Consider the following 19,679-nt stretch of genomic DNA (forward strand, 5'->3'; position numbering starts at 1 on the left):
TTTAGTCGAAATAATCAAGGAAACAAGCATGTATTAATATGATACTCAGATTAGTTTTAACTTCAGAAAAAACCAATGTAGTTTATGTTTCCTCAGTAAGGTTAGAACGTTTATTTTTGTGCCCTAAATGCCACATAACTTGAAAAGCACCAATTCAATAAAATCTTTATTCCTCAAAAATTTTATCATTGCGATGTCTTTTCTTTACATATTGAGCCCATTACAGACTCAATTATATAAACTGCTTCACAAAATATCGCACCATCTGGCATTAGAAAATCATCACGAAGAGAAACATACGGAAACCAGCCATCATCATCATCACGACCACATATTTCTATCTAAATTTTCTTTATCAGAAAAACATCATCATGACGAAAAAGAGCATGCAACGCATCACACCCATGAGTTTCTTTCTTTTTTAAGTTCAATTTTCGATACAGATAGCCAAAAAAACGATACAGAAAAGCACCTTTTAGATAACAAACTAGACAAGCATATTCTCCCAGAAAAAAGAATCGGTCAAAAACAATTCTCGCTAGTTATGAGTTCAATAATTTGGTTTTATGAAGCTAGGATTATTAGCCGCGAATTGGATGTTAATATCCCTCCACCCAAAACAACTCTAACATAAGGTATTTTCTAATTTTTTAAGGTCATAAATTTATTAAATCTGTGGCCCTAGTATATCTATATCCATTATAATAGCAATGGGTGTATACATTTTTGTTACCCAAAAATAAAGACTTTAAGGTAACAAATCGATTGCTTATGCCTTATCATTCCAAATACATTACAAAAAAGAGGGTATCCAAAAAGTACATTTAACGCCATATTGAGCACTTCGCATTTAGCTTATCTTGAGCGAAGGCGATGTGTTCAATCTGGCAAATCAAACTATAAAAACTTTTTAGATACTCTCATTGAACAATTTATAAAATTTAAAAAATGAGATTTATAATAATTGCATTATTAATGCTTTTTAATTACTTCATTTATGCTCAAAATTTGAAGGGAAAGGTCGTCGATGAAAACAATCGTCCTCTTGAAGATGTTGGCGTTTTCAATCAAAACACAGGAACACACAGCCATACAGATGCTACAGGTTCTTTTACTATAACGAATACTTACGTTCAGGATTCGGTCTATTTTTCCAGATTGGGCTACAAAACAAAGCTTATTAAAGTATCTCAAGAAAACTTGAATAATAGAATTACAATAGTTATGAAAGAATCAGGTATTTCGCTTAATCAAGTAGTCATAACATCAGAACTTAATGCGTTAAATCGTATTGTAAATGTGGACGTACAGACCAATTCTGTAAAATCATCACAGGAAATCTTACGTAAAGTACCTGGTTTGATTATCGGGCAACATGCTGGTGGCGGTAAGGCAGAACAGATATTCCTTCGAGGTTTCGACATTGATCATGGTACAGATGTAGCCATTAGTGTAGAAGGCATGCCCGTTAACATGGTTAGTCATGCACACGGTCAAGGCTATGCCGATTTACATTTTGTAATTCCAGAGACCATAGAAAATGTAAATTTTGACAAAGGTCCTTATTATGCAGAAAAAGGGAATTTTAATACTGCAGGGTATGTTGATCTTCGCTTGCGAAAAACGCTGGACAAAAGTTTAATTTCCTTGGAAGCTGGGCAATTCAATACCTCACGGTTATTAGGCATGTTCAACTTCTTAGAATCAGAGAATAGTAATGCCTACCTTGCATCAGAGCTTTATCTAACCGATGGACCATTCAATTCTCCGCAGAATTTCAATCGTATTAATATTATGGGTCGATATAACTATAATTTATCAGGAAATCAGGAATTAAATCTTACTGCTTCGCATTTTAAAAGCAAATGGGATGCATCTGGACAAATTCCTCAACGAGCGGTAGACCAAGGCCTTATTGATAGATTCGGAGCTATTGACGATACCGAAGGCGGTAAGACAAGTAGAACCAACCTCTTGGCAAACTACACTAAGATTATAGATGAAAATCAGCTTTTTAAGACCAAAATGTTCTTATCTCTATACGATTTCGAGCTATATTCTAACTTTACTTTCTTTTTAGAAGACCCAGTAAATGGCGACCAAATATATCAAAAGGAGAATCGTATTATCGTAGGTGCAGAAAGCATGTTCCAAAAAAAGCATATGGTTTTGGGTAATAATGTTCAATTCGAATATGAATCAGGAATTGGATTTAGGTATGACAATACCGATGACACTGAACTATCAAGTACTTTGAATCGTCAAACAACACTTAAAAGAATAGCCTTGGGCGATGTGGACGAAGTAAACACCTACGGATTTTTAAATGCAAAGTTTAAAACCGGTAAGTGGACTTTCAACCCTACTTTACGGTTGGATTATTTCAAGTTCGACTATGTAAACAAGATTACAGAAGTTTACGACAATCAAAGTGAGTCTGAAGTTGCTTTTAGTCCAAAATTGAATACCATCTTTTCGGTTAACAGAAATTGGCAACTCTTTCTCAAATCCGGTATCGGATTCCATTCCAATGATACCAGAGTTGTAGTAGCCAATAACGGAGAAGACATACTCCCTGCTGCTTATGGCGTAGATTTAGGTACAATCGTAAAACCAACCAATAAACTAGCCTTAAATGCTACACTTTGGGGATTGTTCCTAGAACAAGAATTTGTTTATGTTGGCGATGCAGGAATTGTTGAGCCCAGTGGGAAAACACGCCGTTTGGGTGTGGAGTTCGGTACACGTTATCAAGCTACCGATTGGCTGTACTTGTATGCAGATATCAACTATACCTATGGAAGAAGTACAGAAGAAGCAGACGGGGAAGATTTTATCCCCCTTGCTCCAGACTTAACTTCATCTGGAGGTATCTTATTGAAAGAGCTTGGTAATTTTTCAGGTGCACTGACTTATCGTTTTGTAGATGATAGACCTGCAAACGAAAATAATTCGATGACGGCAGAAGGCTATTTTGTTACCGATCTCAACCTTAATTATAATTGGAAAAACTGGACTTATGGTATTATTGTAGAAAACCTTTTTGACACCGAGTGGAACGAAACTCAATTCGCTACCGAAAGCCGTTTGTTTAATGAAGCTTCCTCTACAGAGGAAATACATTTTACACCAGGTACGCCTTTTTACATTAGAGGAAAAATATCTGTGTCTTTTTAAAGTCAAAACACTTTTTTAAGAGGTTGTCTAAAAAGCACTTAGATGTCCGTTCGAGCGCAGTCGAGAACTTTTAATATGCACATTTTCAACACATCTCGACTGCGCTCAACGTAACAATCTTAATGACATTGACCTTGCAATAACTTATGTTTTAAAAGATTTTTAATTAACCGCCGGACAGTTACACTCGAAACGTTTTCGTTTGCAACTAAAATTATAACCTAATGTAAACTGGTGATAACCTCCATTGGTAAATACTAATGAATTCGTTTGATACGTATAATTATAGGCAACCATAAATTTATTATAATTAACACCTACAATTGGTGTGATTTGTTGTAGTTTTTGACTTCTAATTGACCCGGTATTAGTTAAATATTCGGCCCCGTCGAAACTATTTCTATAAGATAGTCCTGCCCATATTTTACCAAAGTCCATTTGCTTATATACCTTAGCATTCACATCAATTGCAGCCTCCTTTGTAGCATCTCTATATTGTAACATTACAGAAGGCTCATAACTCCACTCGCTCCCATACTTATTAAAAACATATCCAACCGATAATAGGTAGCGCCTTAAATTGTCTGTTTGTGCAACCTGATTCATAGGGCCAATATCTGTATTTACCCCTTTATTCTTTAACACGTTTTTTATTGTACCATGTGCATAAAAATCCAGGTAGTGGTAAGAGAAACCAAAATCTATATTTAAATTGGTTTGATTTTGTACAGTACCATCAATTGCAGGATCGCCTATAGGGCTATCACTTAAAAAAGTAGTTTCATCCAATTGATATTGAATAAACCCAGCACTTAACCCAAAGGAAAGCATATTTAAATCTATTTCACTTCTGGAAAACATTAAATGGTGTGCATACGTTACATAAGCACCTGTTTGCGAATGGTACCCATTCTTATCGGTATACAATATACCACCAATAGCAGATTGTGAATCGCCTATCCTTCCATTTAAACTTAAGGTTAAAAGCCTAGGCGCATCGTCCTGTCCAAGCCATTGCTGCCTACCTGTTAATCTAATTTTAGAACAATTAGCAGCTCCAGCCATTGAAGGATGGATTAAATAGTAATTATCTGTAAGGTAATCGGTATAAATAGGTAAGCCTTCCTGAGAAATTGCAATATGAGTAAATAACACCCCAGTAATTACTATTAAAATATTTTTTAATTTCATCTCAAGTAGGTTTGGTTAAATATTAATTTTTGATCATTAAAGGTTTAAAGATAATAAGGCAAAACTAAAACCTTATCCTTTTTCTTTCATAAACCGCAAGTCATAAACTCAAATATATAGTATCTAAAGTTTTCTTTTAGTATTTTTGTAAAAAATTAGCTAAAATGAGCACTTTCAAGGTTTCTGTGCAAGAAACATCAAACAATACTATCATTAAATTTGAATTAAATCAATTCATAACAAAGCATCAGAGCTTTGAATTTAACAATATAGACGAAGCAAAAGCATCGCCATTAGCACAACAATTATTCTATTTACCATTTGTAAAAAAGGTTTACATTTCTGGAAATTTTGTAGCTGTAGAACGGTTTAATATCGTAGAATGGACTGATGTTCAAGATGAAGTTGCCCAACAAATTGAAGCCTATTTAAACGATGGTGGCGTGGTAATAGAAGAATCTGAAAACACCACAAAAAAAGTTCCTATAACGGTTTATGCCGAGAGCACACCAAATCCGGCTACCATGAAGTTTGTAGCTAATAAAAAAATAGTAACATCGCTTTTTGAATTCACATCTATCGACGAGGCTAAATTATCGCCCTTGGCAACAGAGCTATTCCATTTTCCGTTTGTAAAAAGCGTTTTTATAGATGAGAATTATGTATCGATTACCAAATACGATATGGCAGAATGGCAAGATATTACCATACAAATACGTGAGTTTATAAAAAACTATATCGAAAACGGAAAAGATGTTGTATTGCCAAATGCTGCAGAAACGTTACAAAAAACGTCAACGCAACTGGATGATAATTTTGAAAAATTAGATGACACATCAAAGCAAATTATAAATATTCTCGAAGAATATGTAAAACCTGCAGTAGCTAGCGATGGTGGTAATATTCAATTTATATCATACGACGAAAACACTAAAGCTGTAAGTGTAATGCTTCAAGGAGCTTGCAGTGGTTGTCCTTCGTCTACATATACCTTAAAAAGCGGTATAGAAAACATGCTAAAAGAAATGCTTCCCGGTAAAGTTGATATGGTAGAAGCTATTAATGGGTGACTTTTTTAATTGACATGTGTCAAAATAAGTGATTACCGCACAGGTAATTTTAACTTAAAAACAAAACCATGTCAGTATTAAAAGTAATCGAAGTTTTATCAAACTCAGAAAAGAGTTGGGAAGATGCCACAAAAAAAGCAGTGAAACATGCTTCTAAAAGCGTAAAAAATATCCGTTCTGTATATGTTCAAGACCAAAGTGCTAGTGTGAGCGATGGAGACGTTACAGAATATAGAGTGAATCTTAAAATTACTTTTGAAGTAAATTAAGTTCCTTTTTTAATAAATAAGAAGCTATTTGAAAAGCTGGTTTAATGTCATAATTAAACTTTTACCTCTTTTCAAGTAGCTTCTTTTTTTATGCCTAAATTTCCCTAACTTTGATAAATGAAGCATTTACAACCACTTTTACTCATTTTCATTATTTTAATTATAAGCTGCAAAGGTCAGAACACAAAATCTATGGAACACAAATATACCAATGACCTAATACATGAAACAAGTCCTTACTTGTTGCAACATGCCCACAATCCTGTTAACTGGAATGCTTGGAACGAAAAAACATTAGCTAAGGCTAAAGCCGAAAATAAATTAATTATAATTAGTGTAGGTTATTCCGCTTGCCATTGGTGCCATGTTATGGAGCATGAAAGCTTTGAAGACAGCTTGGTGGCTCAAGTCATGAATAAAAACTTTATAAATATAAAAGTTGATAGGGAAGAACGCCCAGATGTAGATCAAGTGTATATGAATGCTGTGCAACTTATGACCGGAAGAGGTGGTTGGCCTTTAAATGCTATAGCCTTACCAGATGGCAGACCTGTATGGGGAGAAACCTATTTACCTAAACAACAATGGGTGAGTGCTTTAGAGCAACTCTCCAAACTGTATACCGAAAAGCCTGAAAAATTATATGAATACGCCGATAAACTTGAGCAAGGATTAAAAACCTTGGATATAGTAACTTTAAATACAGACGAACCTGTTTTTGAAAGCGATTATATAAGTGATGCCATTAAAACATGGTCTACTCAATTTGATAACAATCTTGGTGGTATGAATAGGGAGCCAAAATTTATGATGCCTAATAACTATCATTTTTTATTAAGGTATGCCTATCAAACCAATGACGAAAAACTTCAAGACTATGTAAATTTAACGCTCAAAAAAATGGCGTATGGTGGTGTTTTCGATCAAATTGGTGGTGGTTTTTCCAGATATTCGGTAGATAAGAAATGGCATGTACCCCATTTTGAAAAAATGCTTTATGATAATGCACAGTTGGTAAGCCTGTATTCTGATGCTTACCTCATCACTAAAAATGAACTGTATAAAGATATTGTTACAGAAACCCTAGAGTATGTAAAACGCGATATGACTACCGAAAATGGTGCGTTTTACTCATCACTCGATGCAGACAGCAATACTCCAGAAGGCGAACTAGAAGAGGGTGCTTTTTATGTTTGGCAAAAAGATAGCTTAAAAACGATTCTAAAAGACGATTACGAATTGTTTTCCGATTATTACAACATTAATGGTTATGGTCTTTGGGAACATGGCAATTATGTTTTAATTAGAAAGGACGATGATGAAAAAATCATTGAAAAGCATCAAGTAACCAAAGCTATTTTAGCTGAAAAGAAAAAACACTGGAAAGAAACTTTAACTCCTATTCGCGATAAACGCTCCAAGCCTCGGTTAGATGATAAAACACTAACCTCGTGGAATGCTTTAATGCTTAAAGGCTATGTTGATGCATATCGTGTTTTTGGTGAGGCATCTTATTTAGCTTCAGCTGAAAAAAACGCCAATTTTATAATTAACAATCAACTGCGGGAAGATGGCGGTTTATTTCATAATTACAAAAACGGAAAGAGCACTATTAATGGTTATTTAGAAGATTATGCGGCTACAATTGATGCTTTTTTAACGCTTTATGAAAGCTCCTTAAATGAAACATGGTTAACTACCGCAAGAGACTTGGCTAACTATACGTTCGATCATTTTTTTGATGATACTAGTAAAATGTTTTTCTTCACTTCGGATGAAGACGAGTCCTTAGTCTCTAGAAGTATTGAATATAGAGACAATGTTATTCCTGCCAGTAATTCCATTATGGCAAAGAGCCTTTTCAAACTATCGCATTACTTTGATAATGCACATTACAGAGAAACTGCTATAAGTATGCTAAACAATGTAAAGCCAGAAATGCAGGAGTATCCATCGGCATATTCAAACTGGCTAGGTTTAATGCTAAACTATACCAATCCATATTATGAAGTTGCCATAGTTGGAAAAGATGCTAAGCAGAAGATTAGCGAATTAAATAAAACCTACCTTCCAAATAAACTTATTGCAGCTAGCACTACCGAAAACAATCTACCGCTATTAGAAAATAGATATAGCCCAGATAACACCTTTATTTATGTTTGTGTAAACAAAGTCTGCCAACTTCCTGTATCGGAAGTCGATAAGGCTATTACCTTATTAAAGAAATGACCCTTTTTGCAATATTTAAATATGTTGCAACCAATTAAGAAGGAGAATATGAATGGAAAAAACCACATTTAGAATTGCCAAAATGGACTGTCCTTCGGAAGAAAATCTAATTCGAATGAAATTGGACGGTATTTCGGGCATCAAGAATTTGGAATTTGATATTCCGAACCGAAAATTGATTGTGTTTCATAATGGACAGATTGACCAAATTGAAAATTCCATTCTTCAACTAAATTTAGGTGGACAAAAACTAACCACCGAACCGACCGAGTTAACCGAATTTGAAAAAAACACAAATCAAAAAAAGTTGCTATGGTCTGTCCTCGCTATCAATTTCACCTTCTTCCTAATTGAAATAGCAACTGGGCTCATTTCAAAATCAATGGGTTTGGTAGCCGACAGTCTAGACATGCTTGCCGATTCGTTTGTTTATGGAATTAGTCTTTTTGCAGTAGGCGGTACTTTAACAAGAAAAAAACGGATTGCTAAAATTGCTGGATATTTTCAAATAACCCTTGCAGTAATTGGGCTAATAGAAGTTTTGAGACGGTTTTTGGGATCTGAAAATTTACCGGACTTTAAGGTAATGATCATTATTTCTATTTTGGCATTAATTGCCAATGGCATTTGCTTGTATTTGCTTCAAAAATCTAAAAGTAAAGAGGAAGCACATATGAAAGCGAGTATGATTTTTACTTCCAACGATGTAATCATTAATCTGGGAGTTATTATTGCCGCAATTTTAGTTAATTGGCTAAACTCAAACAAACCTGATTTGATAATTGGTATAATAGTTTTTATATTAGTCATTCAAGGTGCAACGAGGATTTTAAAACTTGGAAAATAAAACGACCTAAGGTATGACACTTATAACAAGTATATTAATTGTACTAGTTGCTATAGAACATCTTTACTTTCTTGTTCTGGAAATGTTTTTATGGACCAAACCAAAAGGTATTAAAACCTTTGGGCTAAAATCTAAGGCATATGCCGAAGACACTAAAGTACTAGCGGCCAATCAAGGACTATACAACGGTTTTCTGGCTGCTGGACTTATCTTTTCCCTAATATTAAACAACCAAATCTTTTCTGTTTTTTTTCTTATTTGTGTGACCATAGCAGGCATCTATGGGTCTTATTCCACAAAGAAAGCAAAACTATTTTATGTACAGTCAGTGCCAGCAATTTTGGCATTACTAACCTGCTTCTTTTAAAACTTAACTCATAATTTTAAAATAAAGCATCATGAATTTAGAAAAATGGATTGAAACTGGATTAACATTCATTCAAAACTACGGTATTAAAGTAATAGGGGCTATTCTCATCTGGATTATTGGTTCCTGGATTATTAAAAGAATCAATAAAATGATTGGCAAAGTGATGAACAAAGCCAATTACGATAAAAGCTTGCAAAAGTTCTTACTCAATTTAATTGGTTGGATGTTAAAAATCCTTTTATTCCTTGCTATCTTATCGCAATTAGGCATAGAAACAACTTCTTTTGCTGCTATTCTTGCTGCCGCTGGTTTAGCTGTTGGTATGGCATTACAAGGGTCTTTAGGGAATTTCGCCGGTGGCGTTTTAATCATGATCTTTAAACCCATTAAAATTGGAGATTTAATTGAAGCCCAGGGAGAATTAGGAGTTGTTAAAGAAATTGAAATCTTTACTACAAAAATCACAACACCAACCAATAAAGAAGTCATTATTCCAAATGGAGCACTTTCCAATGGAAATATAACCAATTATTCTACCGAAGGAAAACTACGTGTAGACCTAACCGTTGGAGTTAGTTATGATGCCGATATAAAACAAACCAAGGAAGTCTTATTGAATGTTCTTACGTCTAACCCACAAGTACTTCAAGATCCGGCCCCTGGTGTAAATGTATCTGAATTAGCAGACAGTTCGGTTAATTTCGCAGTACGCCCATGGTCTACTGTAGATAACTACTGGGACGTGTATTTTGGAACACTTGAAAAATGCAAAGAAGCTCTTGATGCTGCAGGTATTGAAATTCCATATCCACATCAAGTTGAAATTCGTAAAAATGCTTAAACAGATTTAGGTTTTAAAGCCACAAAATCTTTTAAATAATAAGGTTCAAAATAAGCGACATCTTCTATGTCGCTTATTTTGTATTTATTATAAGCTAAATGACTCATTTCATTTGCAGAAGGTAATTTACCATCAACAAAAACGGCATTAGGATGTTTGATTAATGTTTTTGCTTTTTCAACACCATTTCCAATAAAATGAACTGTTCCTTTTTCTAAATAATCTTCAAAGGCGTTTTCATCTAAAATTTGTGCTTCTGTGTCTCGCACTTGACTATGGTTGACATCAAAAATAGCGGAATACACTTCCATCCTTCTGGCATCTAACATAGACACAATAACCCCATCATTGGAGATAACCTGATGTGCTAAAGCTTCCAGAGTAGAAACAGAAATCAAAGGCTTGTTTAAAGCAAAACAAAGCCCTTTTGCGGCCGAAACTCCAATTCGTAAGCCGGTATAAGATCCAGGGCCTTTACTTACGGCTATTGCATCTATATTGTCCGATATTATTTTGGCTTCTTTTAAAACATCGTCTATATAAACATGAAGTCTTTCGGCATGCGAATAGTTTTTATCGTAGTCTTCTTTTAAAACTACAGTTTCCCCATCTTTTGAAAGTGATACGGAACAATTCGTTGTTGCTGTTTCTATACTTAAAATGTATGTGCTCATTTTGTTCTTTCTGTCAAAAAAATACCATTATTTAAATGGAAAGAGGTTATCCATAAAGTTTGTTTTGTCATTCTGAGGAGTCTCGATGGCTATCGGGACGACGTGAGAATCTATCTTTTCTTTACTTAAACAACTTTTAAGTTAATAGTAAATAGATTGCCACAGTCGTACCTCCTTCGCAATGACACAAAAAATAAACTTTTAGGAAGCCTCAACTATTTCTTCAATTAGTTAGTTAAAGATTTTCCCATGTAAAAGTCTAAAACTTTTGTCTTAAAAACAAAATTATACTTTGCATTAATCAAGGATGCTTGAGCATTTATTAATCGATTTCTAATTTGTTCAAAATCAAAAGAATTTATAACTCCCAAGGTATATCGTTCTTGTGCATTTTGCAAAGCATCTTGTTGCAGCTTAACCGATGATTCTGATGCTAGATATTGGTTTAAAGCCGCTTTAGCATCTGCAAAAGCTTGTTCTATATTAGACCTAAGTGTTTGTTTTTCTTCTTCCAGTCTAAGTTCACTCTTCTCTCTATTTATTCTAGCTTTACTAACATTGGCTTTATTCTTAAATCTACTAAAAATTGGAATACTGAGACTAAAACCCAAATTATAACCTAAGTTGTCTTCCAACTGCCGTCCAAATCCGTTTGGAACAAATACCAAAACATCGTCGCTGGGATCGTTGGGATCATTTATTTGAACTTCTGGTCTTACATCTCTTTGCCCCTGGCTATGTTGGTAGGAAGTTCCTGCTCCTGCACTAAAACTTAAAGATGGTAAAAAAGCACTTTTAGAAATTTCAATTGATAAATCCGAATTTTCTATATCTAAATTTGCTCTTTTTATCTCTGGTCGTTTAGTTTCTGCAACGTTATAAATATCATCCGAATTATTATATGCTATAGCTAGTGACGATACTTCTAAAAGAACATCTTCAACATCAAATCCTTTATGAGTAATTTGTAATAACTGTGCTAAATTTAATAAAGCCAAGTCTACACTATTTCGAGCATTTACTAATCGTTCATTATCTGTTGCAAGTTGTGCCTCAACTTCTAATATTGTAGATCTTGCTCTTACCCCAGATTCAACAAAAGCCTTTGCTTGATTTAATTGTTTTTGAGTTACCTCTATCTGCTCTAAGGCTATTTTTAAATTTTCCTTGTTAAGCAAAATATTTAAGTAGGCATTGGCTATATTAAGAGACATATTATCGGTTAATATATCTAGTTGTATTTGACTAGATTTCAAACCAAGTTTAGATTGCTTATATAAGTTTGTATTTCTAAACCCATTAAATATAGTAACACCAGTCCCTATACTAAAGCTATTCCCCCTACTGTCTATAGATATACGTCCTCCATTTTGATCTATAAAAGAGCCAAAATTATAAGTATGTGATGCAGATGCACTAACTGATGGAAGAAAATTTCCTCTGGCATCTACTACATCTTGCTTTGCTGTTTCTGCATCAAATCTTGCTTGCTTTACAGAGAGGTTATTCTCTATAGCATAATTCACACATTCCTTAAGTGTCCATTTTTTTTCTTGTGCAGATAATGCTAAACCGATTAACAAAAATGCTGATACAAATAAATATCGTTTCATAGCGAGTGGTTTAATCTTCTTAATCATTAATCTTCTTCGTTTTCTTCATCGTCATCTTCATTATCCTTGGAAGCCTTGTTCCACACCTTAATTTTATCTCCTTCTTTTACTCCTTCTGTAATTTCGACATTAATACCATCGGATAAACCTATCTTAACATTTTCCTTTTTAAACTTATTATTACCGTTCATAACTTCAACAAAAGGTTTTTCGGTAATTCTGTTATACTGAAGCAAAGCTTCCCTAATGGCCAAAACACTATCCTTGCTTTCTATTTCTATCTCTGCATTAGCACTATATCCGGCTCTTATATTGGTAGTAGAATCTATACTTACATTCGCTTTTATTGTAAACTGAACCGCTCCGTTTTCTTCTTTTCCTTTTGGAGCCACAAAAGTTAACTTAGCAGGAAACTCTTTATCGTTAATCGCTCCAAGTATTACTTTTATCTCTTTACCTTCTTCTAGCTTCCCTACCTCGGCTTCATCTACTTTTCCTTCAAAAATCATTAAACTCATATCGGCAATGGTAGCAATGGTTGTTCCTGCATTAAAATTATTACTCTGTATTACTTGATCTCCTTCTCTTACCGGAATTTCTAAAATTGTTCCTGCTATTTGAGCAATAATATTGGTATTTGCTGCACTACCTCCAGAAATAGAGCCTCTTTTAATAATTTGATAATCGTTTTGTGCCTGAGCTAACGATTCTTTAGTCTGATTGTACGACAGTTCGCTGTTTTCGAAATCCTGAACTGAAATAACACCTTTATCAAATAATGTTTTATTTCGAGTATACAATACTTTGGCATTATCGAAAGACAATTTTGCCGAAGCGATTCTACTTTTTGCACTTACCAAACTTTGCTCATTAGGCACGACCCTAATTTTAGCAATAAGATCTCCTTTTTTTACAATATCACCTTCTTCAACAAGAATTTCATCTACTATTCCTGAAATTTGGGGCTTCAACTCAATCTCCTCTTCTGGATTCAATTTACCGGTAGCTACTGCCTTGGTATTTATAGAAGTGTAAAACGGTTCTTCTATTTTGTAATCTACAACATCTTTCGAATTGGCATCTTTAAAGTACTTTAACACCCATGCTAATAGTATAATCGCTACTATTATTACAATAATTCTTACTGTCTTGTTCATTTCTTTGATTGTTTATTCTTCTCTTAATGCTTGAATTGGTTTTATGCTTGTGGCTTTAAATGCCGGAATTAACCCGATTAAAGTCCCTAAAATCACTAATATTATTAAGGCTATAAATACAACAGCTATCGAAACTGAAGCGTTTACAAGAGCTGCTTCTGTTCCTTGACCATAAATGGCGTCTATTAAAATTAAAATCCATCCTCCTGTTATTATCCCAATTATACCGGCAACTATTGTTATAAAAACTGCTTCTAAAACTATTTGTCTCTTAATCTCAAAAGGAGTTGCTCCTAAAGCACGTCGTACACCTATTTCTTTGGTACGCTCTTTTATTGTTATAAGTAGTATGTTCCCAATTGCAAAAACGCCAGCAAACAATGTTGCGATACCGACAAACCAAGTTAAAAATTGCATACCTGTTAAAAACCCTGTTATTTTACCAAACTCCTTACCTAAATTGAAGCTCCCAAGTGCCCGGTTATCTTTAGGGTGAATTTTATTTAAATTCTTAATCAATAATTTAGCATCGGCTTCTATTTGTTTAATATCATATTCTGGTTTTCCTGTTATCATCATCCACCCAATCTGATCTCCCATATTATATATTTGCTGAAATGTTGTAAACGGAATATGCATATCTGTTGTTGGTCCCATATTAACATCGCCATTTTTAAAGATCCCAATAACTTTAAAACTCATGCCATTAATTTCTACATATTCCCCAATAGCGTTTTCGTCTTTTTCGAATAATTGCTTATATGTATCTTCAGACAATAACACTACTTTTTTATCAACATCAATATCATTTTGATTGATAAATCTTCCATGTATTAACTTTTTCTTCTGTACTTGATCTAACAACGGATAATCGCCTGCCATTTGAAAGCTTCCCGAAAGGAATTTTCTAACTACTGTTGCTTGATTCTGGCTTCTTGGAACAACAAATTCTATTCCTTCAACGTTTTCTTCTATTTTTTTTGCATCTGTTAATGATAATCGCACACGTCTACCTTCTTGAAATCCTTTAAAGGGCTTGCTTGTACTTTGCCCCCATACAAAAACACTATTGGTTGCAAAATCACCAAACAAACGATTAAAGCTATTTTCTAAACCTCTTGCAGAACCTAATAAAACAATTAAGAGTAAGATTCCCCACCAAACGCCAACCATGGTTAAAGCCGATCTTAGTTTATTTTTACTAAAACTATCGTAAAGTTCTTGCCATGTATCTCTATCGAATAAAAACTTAAACATATTAATCGTTTCTTAATGCTACAATAGGTTTTATTTTTGATGCTTTTTTTGCCGGGAAATACCCTGCAATAGCTCCTGCAATTATTAAAGTAATGGTTGCTCCAACCACTAAGCTGGTGCTAACTGCAGGATCTTTTATAAAGTACGTTTTTAAACTAGGCCCCATCCATTCTAAAATTCCTATTCCTAGTAACAAACCAACATACCCTGCTATTCCGGTTATAATAATACATTCTATTAAAATGATTGATACAATCGATCTGGGCGAAGCCCCTAATGCTTTACGAATCCCTATTTCTTTAGTACGTTCCTTTACTATAAAAATCATGATATTACTAATACCTACAACACCGGCTACGAGCGTTCCTGAACCTATAATAAAAATGATAATACCAAGGATAAAACTGAATTGCTGAACATTTTTAGATGCCTCTGCCATGTTTCTAACTCTTACAGCTCGTTGATCGCTTTTGGCTACCGAAAAACGATCCTTTAGCTTTTTGGTAATTTGATTTCCAAAAGCAATGGCTTTATCGTAGTTCATTTCCGGATTATAAGTAAGGTTTATTTGATCTATATAATCGTTATTGCCGTATAAGCGCTGTGCTGTACTTACCGGCATGTAAATTTTACGCTCTTCGCTATCACCTCCATCGTCTGTAAAAACCCCTACCACTTTATACTGTACACCACTTAAGTTTAAATATTTCCCTAAGGCTTTTGTTCTTAAAAACAGATCTTCTTCAACCAACTTACCAATAACAACAACCTTAGTTCTATTATTAACATCGTTTTGATTGATATATCTTCCTTCTTTTATTAAGGTTTTTTCTAAAAATTGATGATCGGGATGAACAGCTCTTAAATCGTAAGTATTTTGTTCGTTTTGAAATGAAGCCTGAACATTTCTATAAATTCGTGCGGTAATGAACTCTATTTTATTTCCAAATTCATCTTTTACATAATCGAAATCTTTATTCTTAAATGTAATACGTCTACCAGCTTGCAAACCTTTATGGGCCTTTGTTGTTCTTCCTGAATTGATAAAGATGGAATTGGTGGCATCGTCTTTAAAAGCCTCTTCAAAGGTATTTTGTAAACCATTGGATATCCCGAAAAGGATGGCAAACAACAATATTGCAAACGTTACCGTAAAGCCAGATAGTAGACTTCGTGTTCTATTTTTATTTATACTTTGAAATATTTCCCGCCAAAGATCCAGATCAAACATACTGCTCGGCTCTTACTTGTTCTACTTTCGAATCTTCCATAATAACACCATCTCTCAATCGAACAATTCGTTTACACATGTTGGCAATATCCTCTTCGTGAGTTACCATTAAAATGGTTTTTCCTTCATCATTCAATTGCTGGATAAAAGCCATAATCTCATGAGAAGTTTTAGTATCTAGAGCTCCCGTGGGCTCATCGGCTAGTAACAATTTAGGATTCGCAGCTAAAGCTCTGGCTATGGCAACACGTTGATTTTGCCCTCCAGAAAGCTCTTTTGGCAAGTGTTCCGCCCAGTCTGCCAATCCTACCTTTTCTAAATGAAACAGAGCCTTCTCTTGGCGCTCTTTACGTTTCATTCCTTGATAATATAAAGGCAAGGCTACGTTTTCTAATGCATTTTTATAATTAATAAGGTTGAATGATTGAAATATAAATCCAAGAAACTTATTTCTGTAAACTGCGGCTTTTTTTTCCGTAAGATTCTCAATGCGTAATCCATCTAAAATGTAATCTCCTTCGTCTGCTTCATCCAACATTCCAATTATATTAAGTAATGTAGATTTTCCAGATCCAGAAGATCCCATGATGGCTACCATTTCTCCTTGTTCAACTTCAAGGTCAATACCTTTTAAAACATGTAAACTAGAATCTCCTATTGGATAGGACTTGTGCAGTTGAGTGATTTTTAACATTTCTAGGGGTGATTAATGAAAACTTTTTTATTAAGCTTTACAATTAGACTTCAAAGACAAAGAAATGTTACAAAAATTGTTCCGAAAAGTTTTTATTATTTATTTAACGTACTGTATTTCTTATAAATGAAATACGCTAATCCTCCCATTAAAATGTACGGAATAGCCATCAGATATACAATACCATCATTAATGCCTTCTGCTGCTGTTTGTCCTTCTTCACTTTCTAAAACCGCACGACACATGGCGCATTGGGTATTTCCTTTTAGAAAAAAGAAAAGAGAAAAGAGAAAAAGGATACTTTTTTGTTTCATTTTATAGATTTATTGATCCCGCTCTTTAGCGGGATTAATTCAACTAGCTACTTTTAGTTCGCGGTGCCCGCTCCTAAAAGTAGAGTGAAATATTATTCTTTTTTAGATCCCGCTCTCTAGCGGGATTAATTCAACTAGCTACTTTCAGTTCGCGGTGCCCGCTCCTAAAAGTAGAGTGAAATATTATTCTTTTTTAGATCCCGCTCTCTAGCGGGATTAATTCAACTAGCTACTTTTAGTTCGCGGTGCCCGCTCCTAAAAGTAGAGTGAGATAATATTCTTTTTTAGATCCCGCTCTCTAGCGGGATTAATTCAACTAGCTACTTTTAGTTCGCGGTGCCCGCTCCTAAAAGTAGAGTGAGATAATATTCTTTTTTAGATCCCGCTCTCTAGCGGGATTAATTCAACTAGCTACTTTTAGTTCGCGGTGCCCGCTCCTAAAAGTAGAGTGAGATAATATTCTTTTTTAGATCCCGCTCTCTAGCGGGATTAATTCAACTAGCTACTTTTAGTTCGCGGTGCCCGCTCCTAAAAGTAGAGTTTCATTAATAGTACGGAGAAATCATAATATAAACTACAACTCCGGTAACGGCAACATATAGCCATAACGGATAGGTTATTTTCGCTATTTTTTTATGTTTTTCTATATTGTTTGTTATACCTCTAACGTATGTAATAAGCACAAACGGAATAACTACAATCGATAATAAAATATGCGTTAGCAGTATAAAGTAGTAAACATATTTAATAGCTCCTTCTCCTCCGTACTTTGTAGAATCGCTCGTCATATGATAAGCTACATACATAGCCAGAAACGATACTGAAAGCATAATAGCCAATTTCATTAACTTCTCATGTGTTGTCCTGTTCCCTTTTTTAATTTGAAAAACTGCCAACACTAAAACCAATGCTGTTATACCGTTTACAGTCGCGTAAATCGGTGGTAAAAAGGTTAATGGTTCTACATTCGGAATTTTAATTCCAAATAAAACGGCCACCACTACTGGTATTAATATCGACAATGCAACGATTAGTTTATTGTATTTTTTTTCGTCTGCTATGTTTGTGTTTTCAATCATAAGTATTCTTTATAATAGATTCTTTGCTTACTTCGGCTAGGCTCAGTACAGGTCACTCTGAATGACACCGATTATTCGTTAAGTAATTTCTTTATATCTTCTTTTAATGCACTTATTTCCTCCTTTACACCATCGTCATCCATTTGTTCTTCCTCAGAAATGATACCCTTGTAATAAATAATCGGATTACCAAAATCATCTTTTCTTGACCTAATGTATCCGTTCTTATCAATTAAAGCGAAGTTGCCTGAATGCTCAAAGCCTCCTGCGGCATCCTCTTCCTCTCCTGTATATAAGTTGAACCCTTGGTTCGACAGTTTGTAAATAGTTTCTTTATCCCCAGTCATTAAATGCCAATTAGGATTCGTTACACCATATTTCTCTGCATAGGCTTTAAGAATTTCTGGTGTATCATAATCGGGGTTTATCGTAAATGATGCCACACCAAAATCATCAAAACTCTTAAAAGTATTTTGAATTTGAATGAGATTGGCATTCATTCTCGGACAAATCGTAGGGCATGTTGTAAAAAAGAATTCTATAACAAACACCTTTCCTTCGTAGTCTTTATTGCTTATGGTTTTACCATCTTGATTTGTAAAGGAAAAGGCTGGTACTTTTTTTGGCTCACCGTTTATTTCTATAAAGGCTAAATCTGATAACGCCGATTTTTTATCATCCGTGAAATCACTTCTGCTTTCTTTTCTGGTAATATCTTTGTTGGAAATTCTATCTACAATTCTTGGTATAAAAATAATACCGAAAACCAGAATAATGAATGCTATTCCTATATATGAATAATTCGTTTTTTTACTCATTTTTTTGTTTTTATAGTTTCCTTCGTCTTTAGTTTATGTGAGCAACCTGTACTGAGCCTAGCCGAAGTAAGCGAAGCACTCTTTTACTAAAGGTCTCAACTCAATTTGATTCAGATTTTAAATCGCTAGCTCTTCTGGTATCAGAGTTAAATTCTCCTTTTCTTTTTTGTCTGTATTCCGTAAACAAAATGCGCATATCTTCACTCATCTTATTTTTAATTTCTGCGACTTCAATACAGTTATAAGAATCTAAACCATATATGGGTTTATTCTTTTCAAGCTCGTTATCAGTTCTATCATCAAGTCGACCTCTTTGGTTTAAATCTTTATCTATAATAAATACTTGATCGGTATCTAAATAATCTGAAATATTGATACTACTTCTTAAACTAGAAAACACTTCCTGAATTTTACTATGTCCTCCAAAAACAAAATGCCAAAACCTTAAATCTTCATACGAGCTAATTTCTGCCTTAAGTTCGTCTACTGCATCTTCTGTACCATGAGGCATAAGTATTACTATTTGAAATCGTTTAAAGCCTTTAAACTTATCGTAAACCAGCTCTTTTAAATTGGATGCTGCTGTAGCTTTATCTAAAGGACGGCTTCCAAAAAAACCTAATACTGTAATATGATCTTTTAAAACGATTTTCTCTTCGGAAGCTGAATCAAACTGTTCTATATCCAATACGGATTCATTAACAATATCAAGCGGTGTGTAATTATGGGTTGCAGGATATAAGAACAATAAAAATGTTACAGGAAGAAAAAACAAAATTCCTAAAACCACATACCGACGTACTTTTTTGTAATCCATCAAATAACAGTTTTTTTATAAAAAATTGTGT

At 34.2% G+C, this 19,679-nt stretch carries 19 protein-coding genes; 8 read left to right on the forward strand and 11 right to left on the reverse strand.

Annotated features, from left to right (window positions below; translation table 11 throughout):
* Positions 1 to 193 precede the first annotated feature (193 nt).
* Positions 194 to 634: a hypothetical protein gene (locus C1H87_RS09195; protein WP_158655171.1), complete on the forward strand. Its 441-nt coding sequence runs from the start codon at positions 194 to 196 to the stop codon at positions 632 to 634.
* Between the two features lie 314 nt (positions 635 to 948).
* Positions 949 to 3,177 carry a TonB-dependent receptor gene (locus C1H87_RS09200; RefSeq protein WP_102755522.1) on the forward strand — a complete coding sequence of 743 codons (2,229 nt, stop codon included), beginning with the start codon at positions 949 to 951 and terminating at the stop codon, positions 3,175 to 3,177.
* A gap of 162 nt (positions 3,178 to 3,339) precedes the next feature.
* Here C1H87_RS09200 and C1H87_RS09205 read toward each other — a convergent pair whose 3' ends face one another.
* Positions 3,340 to 4,368 (reverse strand): PorP/SprF family type IX secretion system membrane protein, encoded by a 1,029-nt coding sequence (locus C1H87_RS09205; protein WP_102755523.1) that lies wholly within the window; start codon positions 4,366 to 4,368, stop codon positions 3,340 to 3,342.
* A 164-nt stretch (positions 4,369 to 4,532) separates the two neighbouring features.
* Between C1H87_RS09205 and C1H87_RS09210 the strand changes: the two genes are divergently transcribed.
* The 6 genes from C1H87_RS09210 (at position 4,533) to C1H87_RS09235 (ending at position 9,994) form a co-directional block, all read left to right on the forward strand.
* A complete protein-coding gene (locus tag C1H87_RS09210) occupies positions 4,533 to 5,438 on the forward strand; it encodes a NifU family protein (RefSeq protein WP_102755524.1) in 906 nt (301 codons plus the stop codon).
* A 68-nt stretch (positions 5,439 to 5,506) separates the two neighbouring features.
* Positions 5,507 to 5,707 carry a dodecin family protein gene (locus C1H87_RS09215; RefSeq protein WP_102755525.1) on the forward strand — a complete coding sequence of 67 codons (201 nt, stop codon included), beginning with the start codon at positions 5,507 to 5,509 and terminating at the stop codon, positions 5,705 to 5,707.
* A gap of 192 nt (positions 5,708 to 5,899) precedes the next feature.
* Complete coding sequence (locus C1H87_RS09220; RefSeq protein WP_102758223.1) at positions 5,900 to 7,936, forward strand: thioredoxin domain-containing protein; 2,037 nt, start codon at positions 5,900 to 5,902, stop codon at positions 7,934 to 7,936.
* A gap of 52 nt (positions 7,937 to 7,988) precedes the next feature.
* The gene (locus tag C1H87_RS09225) at positions 7,989 to 8,783 is read left to right on the forward strand and encodes a cation transporter (protein ID WP_102755526.1); all 795 of its coding nucleotides are present in this window, start codon (positions 7,989 to 7,991) and stop codon (positions 8,781 to 8,783) included.
* A gap of 13 nt (positions 8,784 to 8,796) precedes the next feature.
* Entirely contained in the window at positions 8,797 to 9,150 is a 354-nt protein-coding gene (locus C1H87_RS09230) for a DUF1304 domain-containing protein (protein WP_102755527.1), read from the forward strand.
* 31 nt (positions 9,151 to 9,181) lie between these two features.
* A complete protein-coding gene (locus C1H87_RS09235; RefSeq protein ID WP_102755528.1) occupies positions 9,182 to 9,994 on the forward strand; it encodes a mechanosensitive ion channel family protein in 813 nt (270 codons plus the stop codon).
* Here C1H87_RS09235 and tsaB read toward each other — a convergent pair.
* The 10 genes from tsaB to C1H87_RS09285 all read right to left on the reverse strand — a co-directional run bounded on the left by tsaB (position 9,991) and on the right by C1H87_RS09285 (position 19,648).
* Positions 9,991 to 10,668, reverse strand: a complete 678-nt coding sequence (tsaB, locus tag C1H87_RS09240) for a tRNA (adenosine(37)-N6)-threonylcarbamoyltransferase complex dimerization subunit type 1 TsaB (RefSeq protein WP_102755529.1) — start codon at positions 10,666 to 10,668, stop codon at positions 9,991 to 9,993. The genes C1H87_RS09235 and tsaB overlap by 4 nt on opposite strands.
* Positions 10,669 to 10,895: 227 nt before the next feature.
* Positions 10,896 to 12,281, reverse strand: a complete 1,386-nt coding sequence (locus tag C1H87_RS09245; RefSeq protein WP_102755530.1) for a TolC family protein — start codon at positions 12,279 to 12,281, stop codon at positions 10,896 to 10,898.
* 26 nt (positions 12,282 to 12,307) lie between these two features.
* Positions 12,308 to 13,438 (reverse strand): efflux RND transporter periplasmic adaptor subunit, encoded by a 1,131-nt coding sequence (locus C1H87_RS09250; protein WP_102755531.1) that lies wholly within the window; start codon positions 13,436 to 13,438, stop codon positions 12,308 to 12,310.
* A gap of 12 nt (positions 13,439 to 13,450) precedes the next feature.
* Positions 13,451 to 14,695 carry an ABC transporter permease gene (locus C1H87_RS09255; RefSeq protein ID WP_102755532.1) on the reverse strand — a complete coding sequence of 415 codons (1,245 nt, stop codon included), beginning with the start codon at positions 14,693 to 14,695 and terminating at the stop codon, positions 13,451 to 13,453.
* A gap of 1 nt (position 14,696) precedes the next feature.
* Positions 14,697 to 15,926, reverse strand: a complete 1,230-nt coding sequence (locus C1H87_RS09260) for an ABC transporter permease (protein ID WP_102755533.1) — start codon at positions 15,924 to 15,926, stop codon at positions 14,697 to 14,699.
* Positions 15,919 to 16,620: an ABC transporter ATP-binding protein gene (locus tag C1H87_RS09265; RefSeq protein WP_102755534.1), complete on the reverse strand. Its 702-nt coding sequence runs from the start codon at positions 16,618 to 16,620 to the stop codon at positions 15,919 to 15,921. Before C1H87_RS09265 ends, C1H87_RS09260 begins: the two co-directional genes overlap by 8 nt.
* 95 nt (positions 16,621 to 16,715) lie before the next feature.
* Positions 16,716 to 16,934: a hypothetical protein gene (locus C1H87_RS09270; protein WP_102755535.1), complete on the reverse strand. Its 219-nt coding sequence runs from the start codon at positions 16,932 to 16,934 to the stop codon at positions 16,716 to 16,718.
* Between the two features lie 545 nt (positions 16,935 to 17,479).
* Positions 17,480 to 18,013 (reverse strand): DUF420 domain-containing protein, encoded by a 534-nt coding sequence (locus tag C1H87_RS09275; protein WP_102755536.1) that lies wholly within the window; start codon positions 18,011 to 18,013, stop codon positions 17,480 to 17,482.
* Between the two features lie 71 nt (positions 18,014 to 18,084).
* Positions 18,085 to 18,831 carry an SCO family protein gene (locus tag C1H87_RS09280; protein ID WP_102755537.1) on the reverse strand — a complete coding sequence of 249 codons (747 nt, stop codon included), beginning with the start codon at positions 18,829 to 18,831 and terminating at the stop codon, positions 18,085 to 18,087.
* 100 nt (positions 18,832 to 18,931) lie between these two features.
* Positions 18,932 to 19,648, reverse strand: coding sequence for a hypothetical protein (locus C1H87_RS09285; RefSeq protein ID WP_102755538.1), 717 nt, complete (start codon positions 19,646 to 19,648; stop codon positions 18,932 to 18,934).
* Positions 19,649 to 19,679: the final 31 nt, after the last annotated feature.

The organism is Flavivirga eckloniae (assembly GCF_002886045.1).
Classification (GTDB): domain Bacteria; phylum Bacteroidota; class Bacteroidia; order Flavobacteriales; family Flavobacteriaceae; genus Flavivirga; species Flavivirga eckloniae.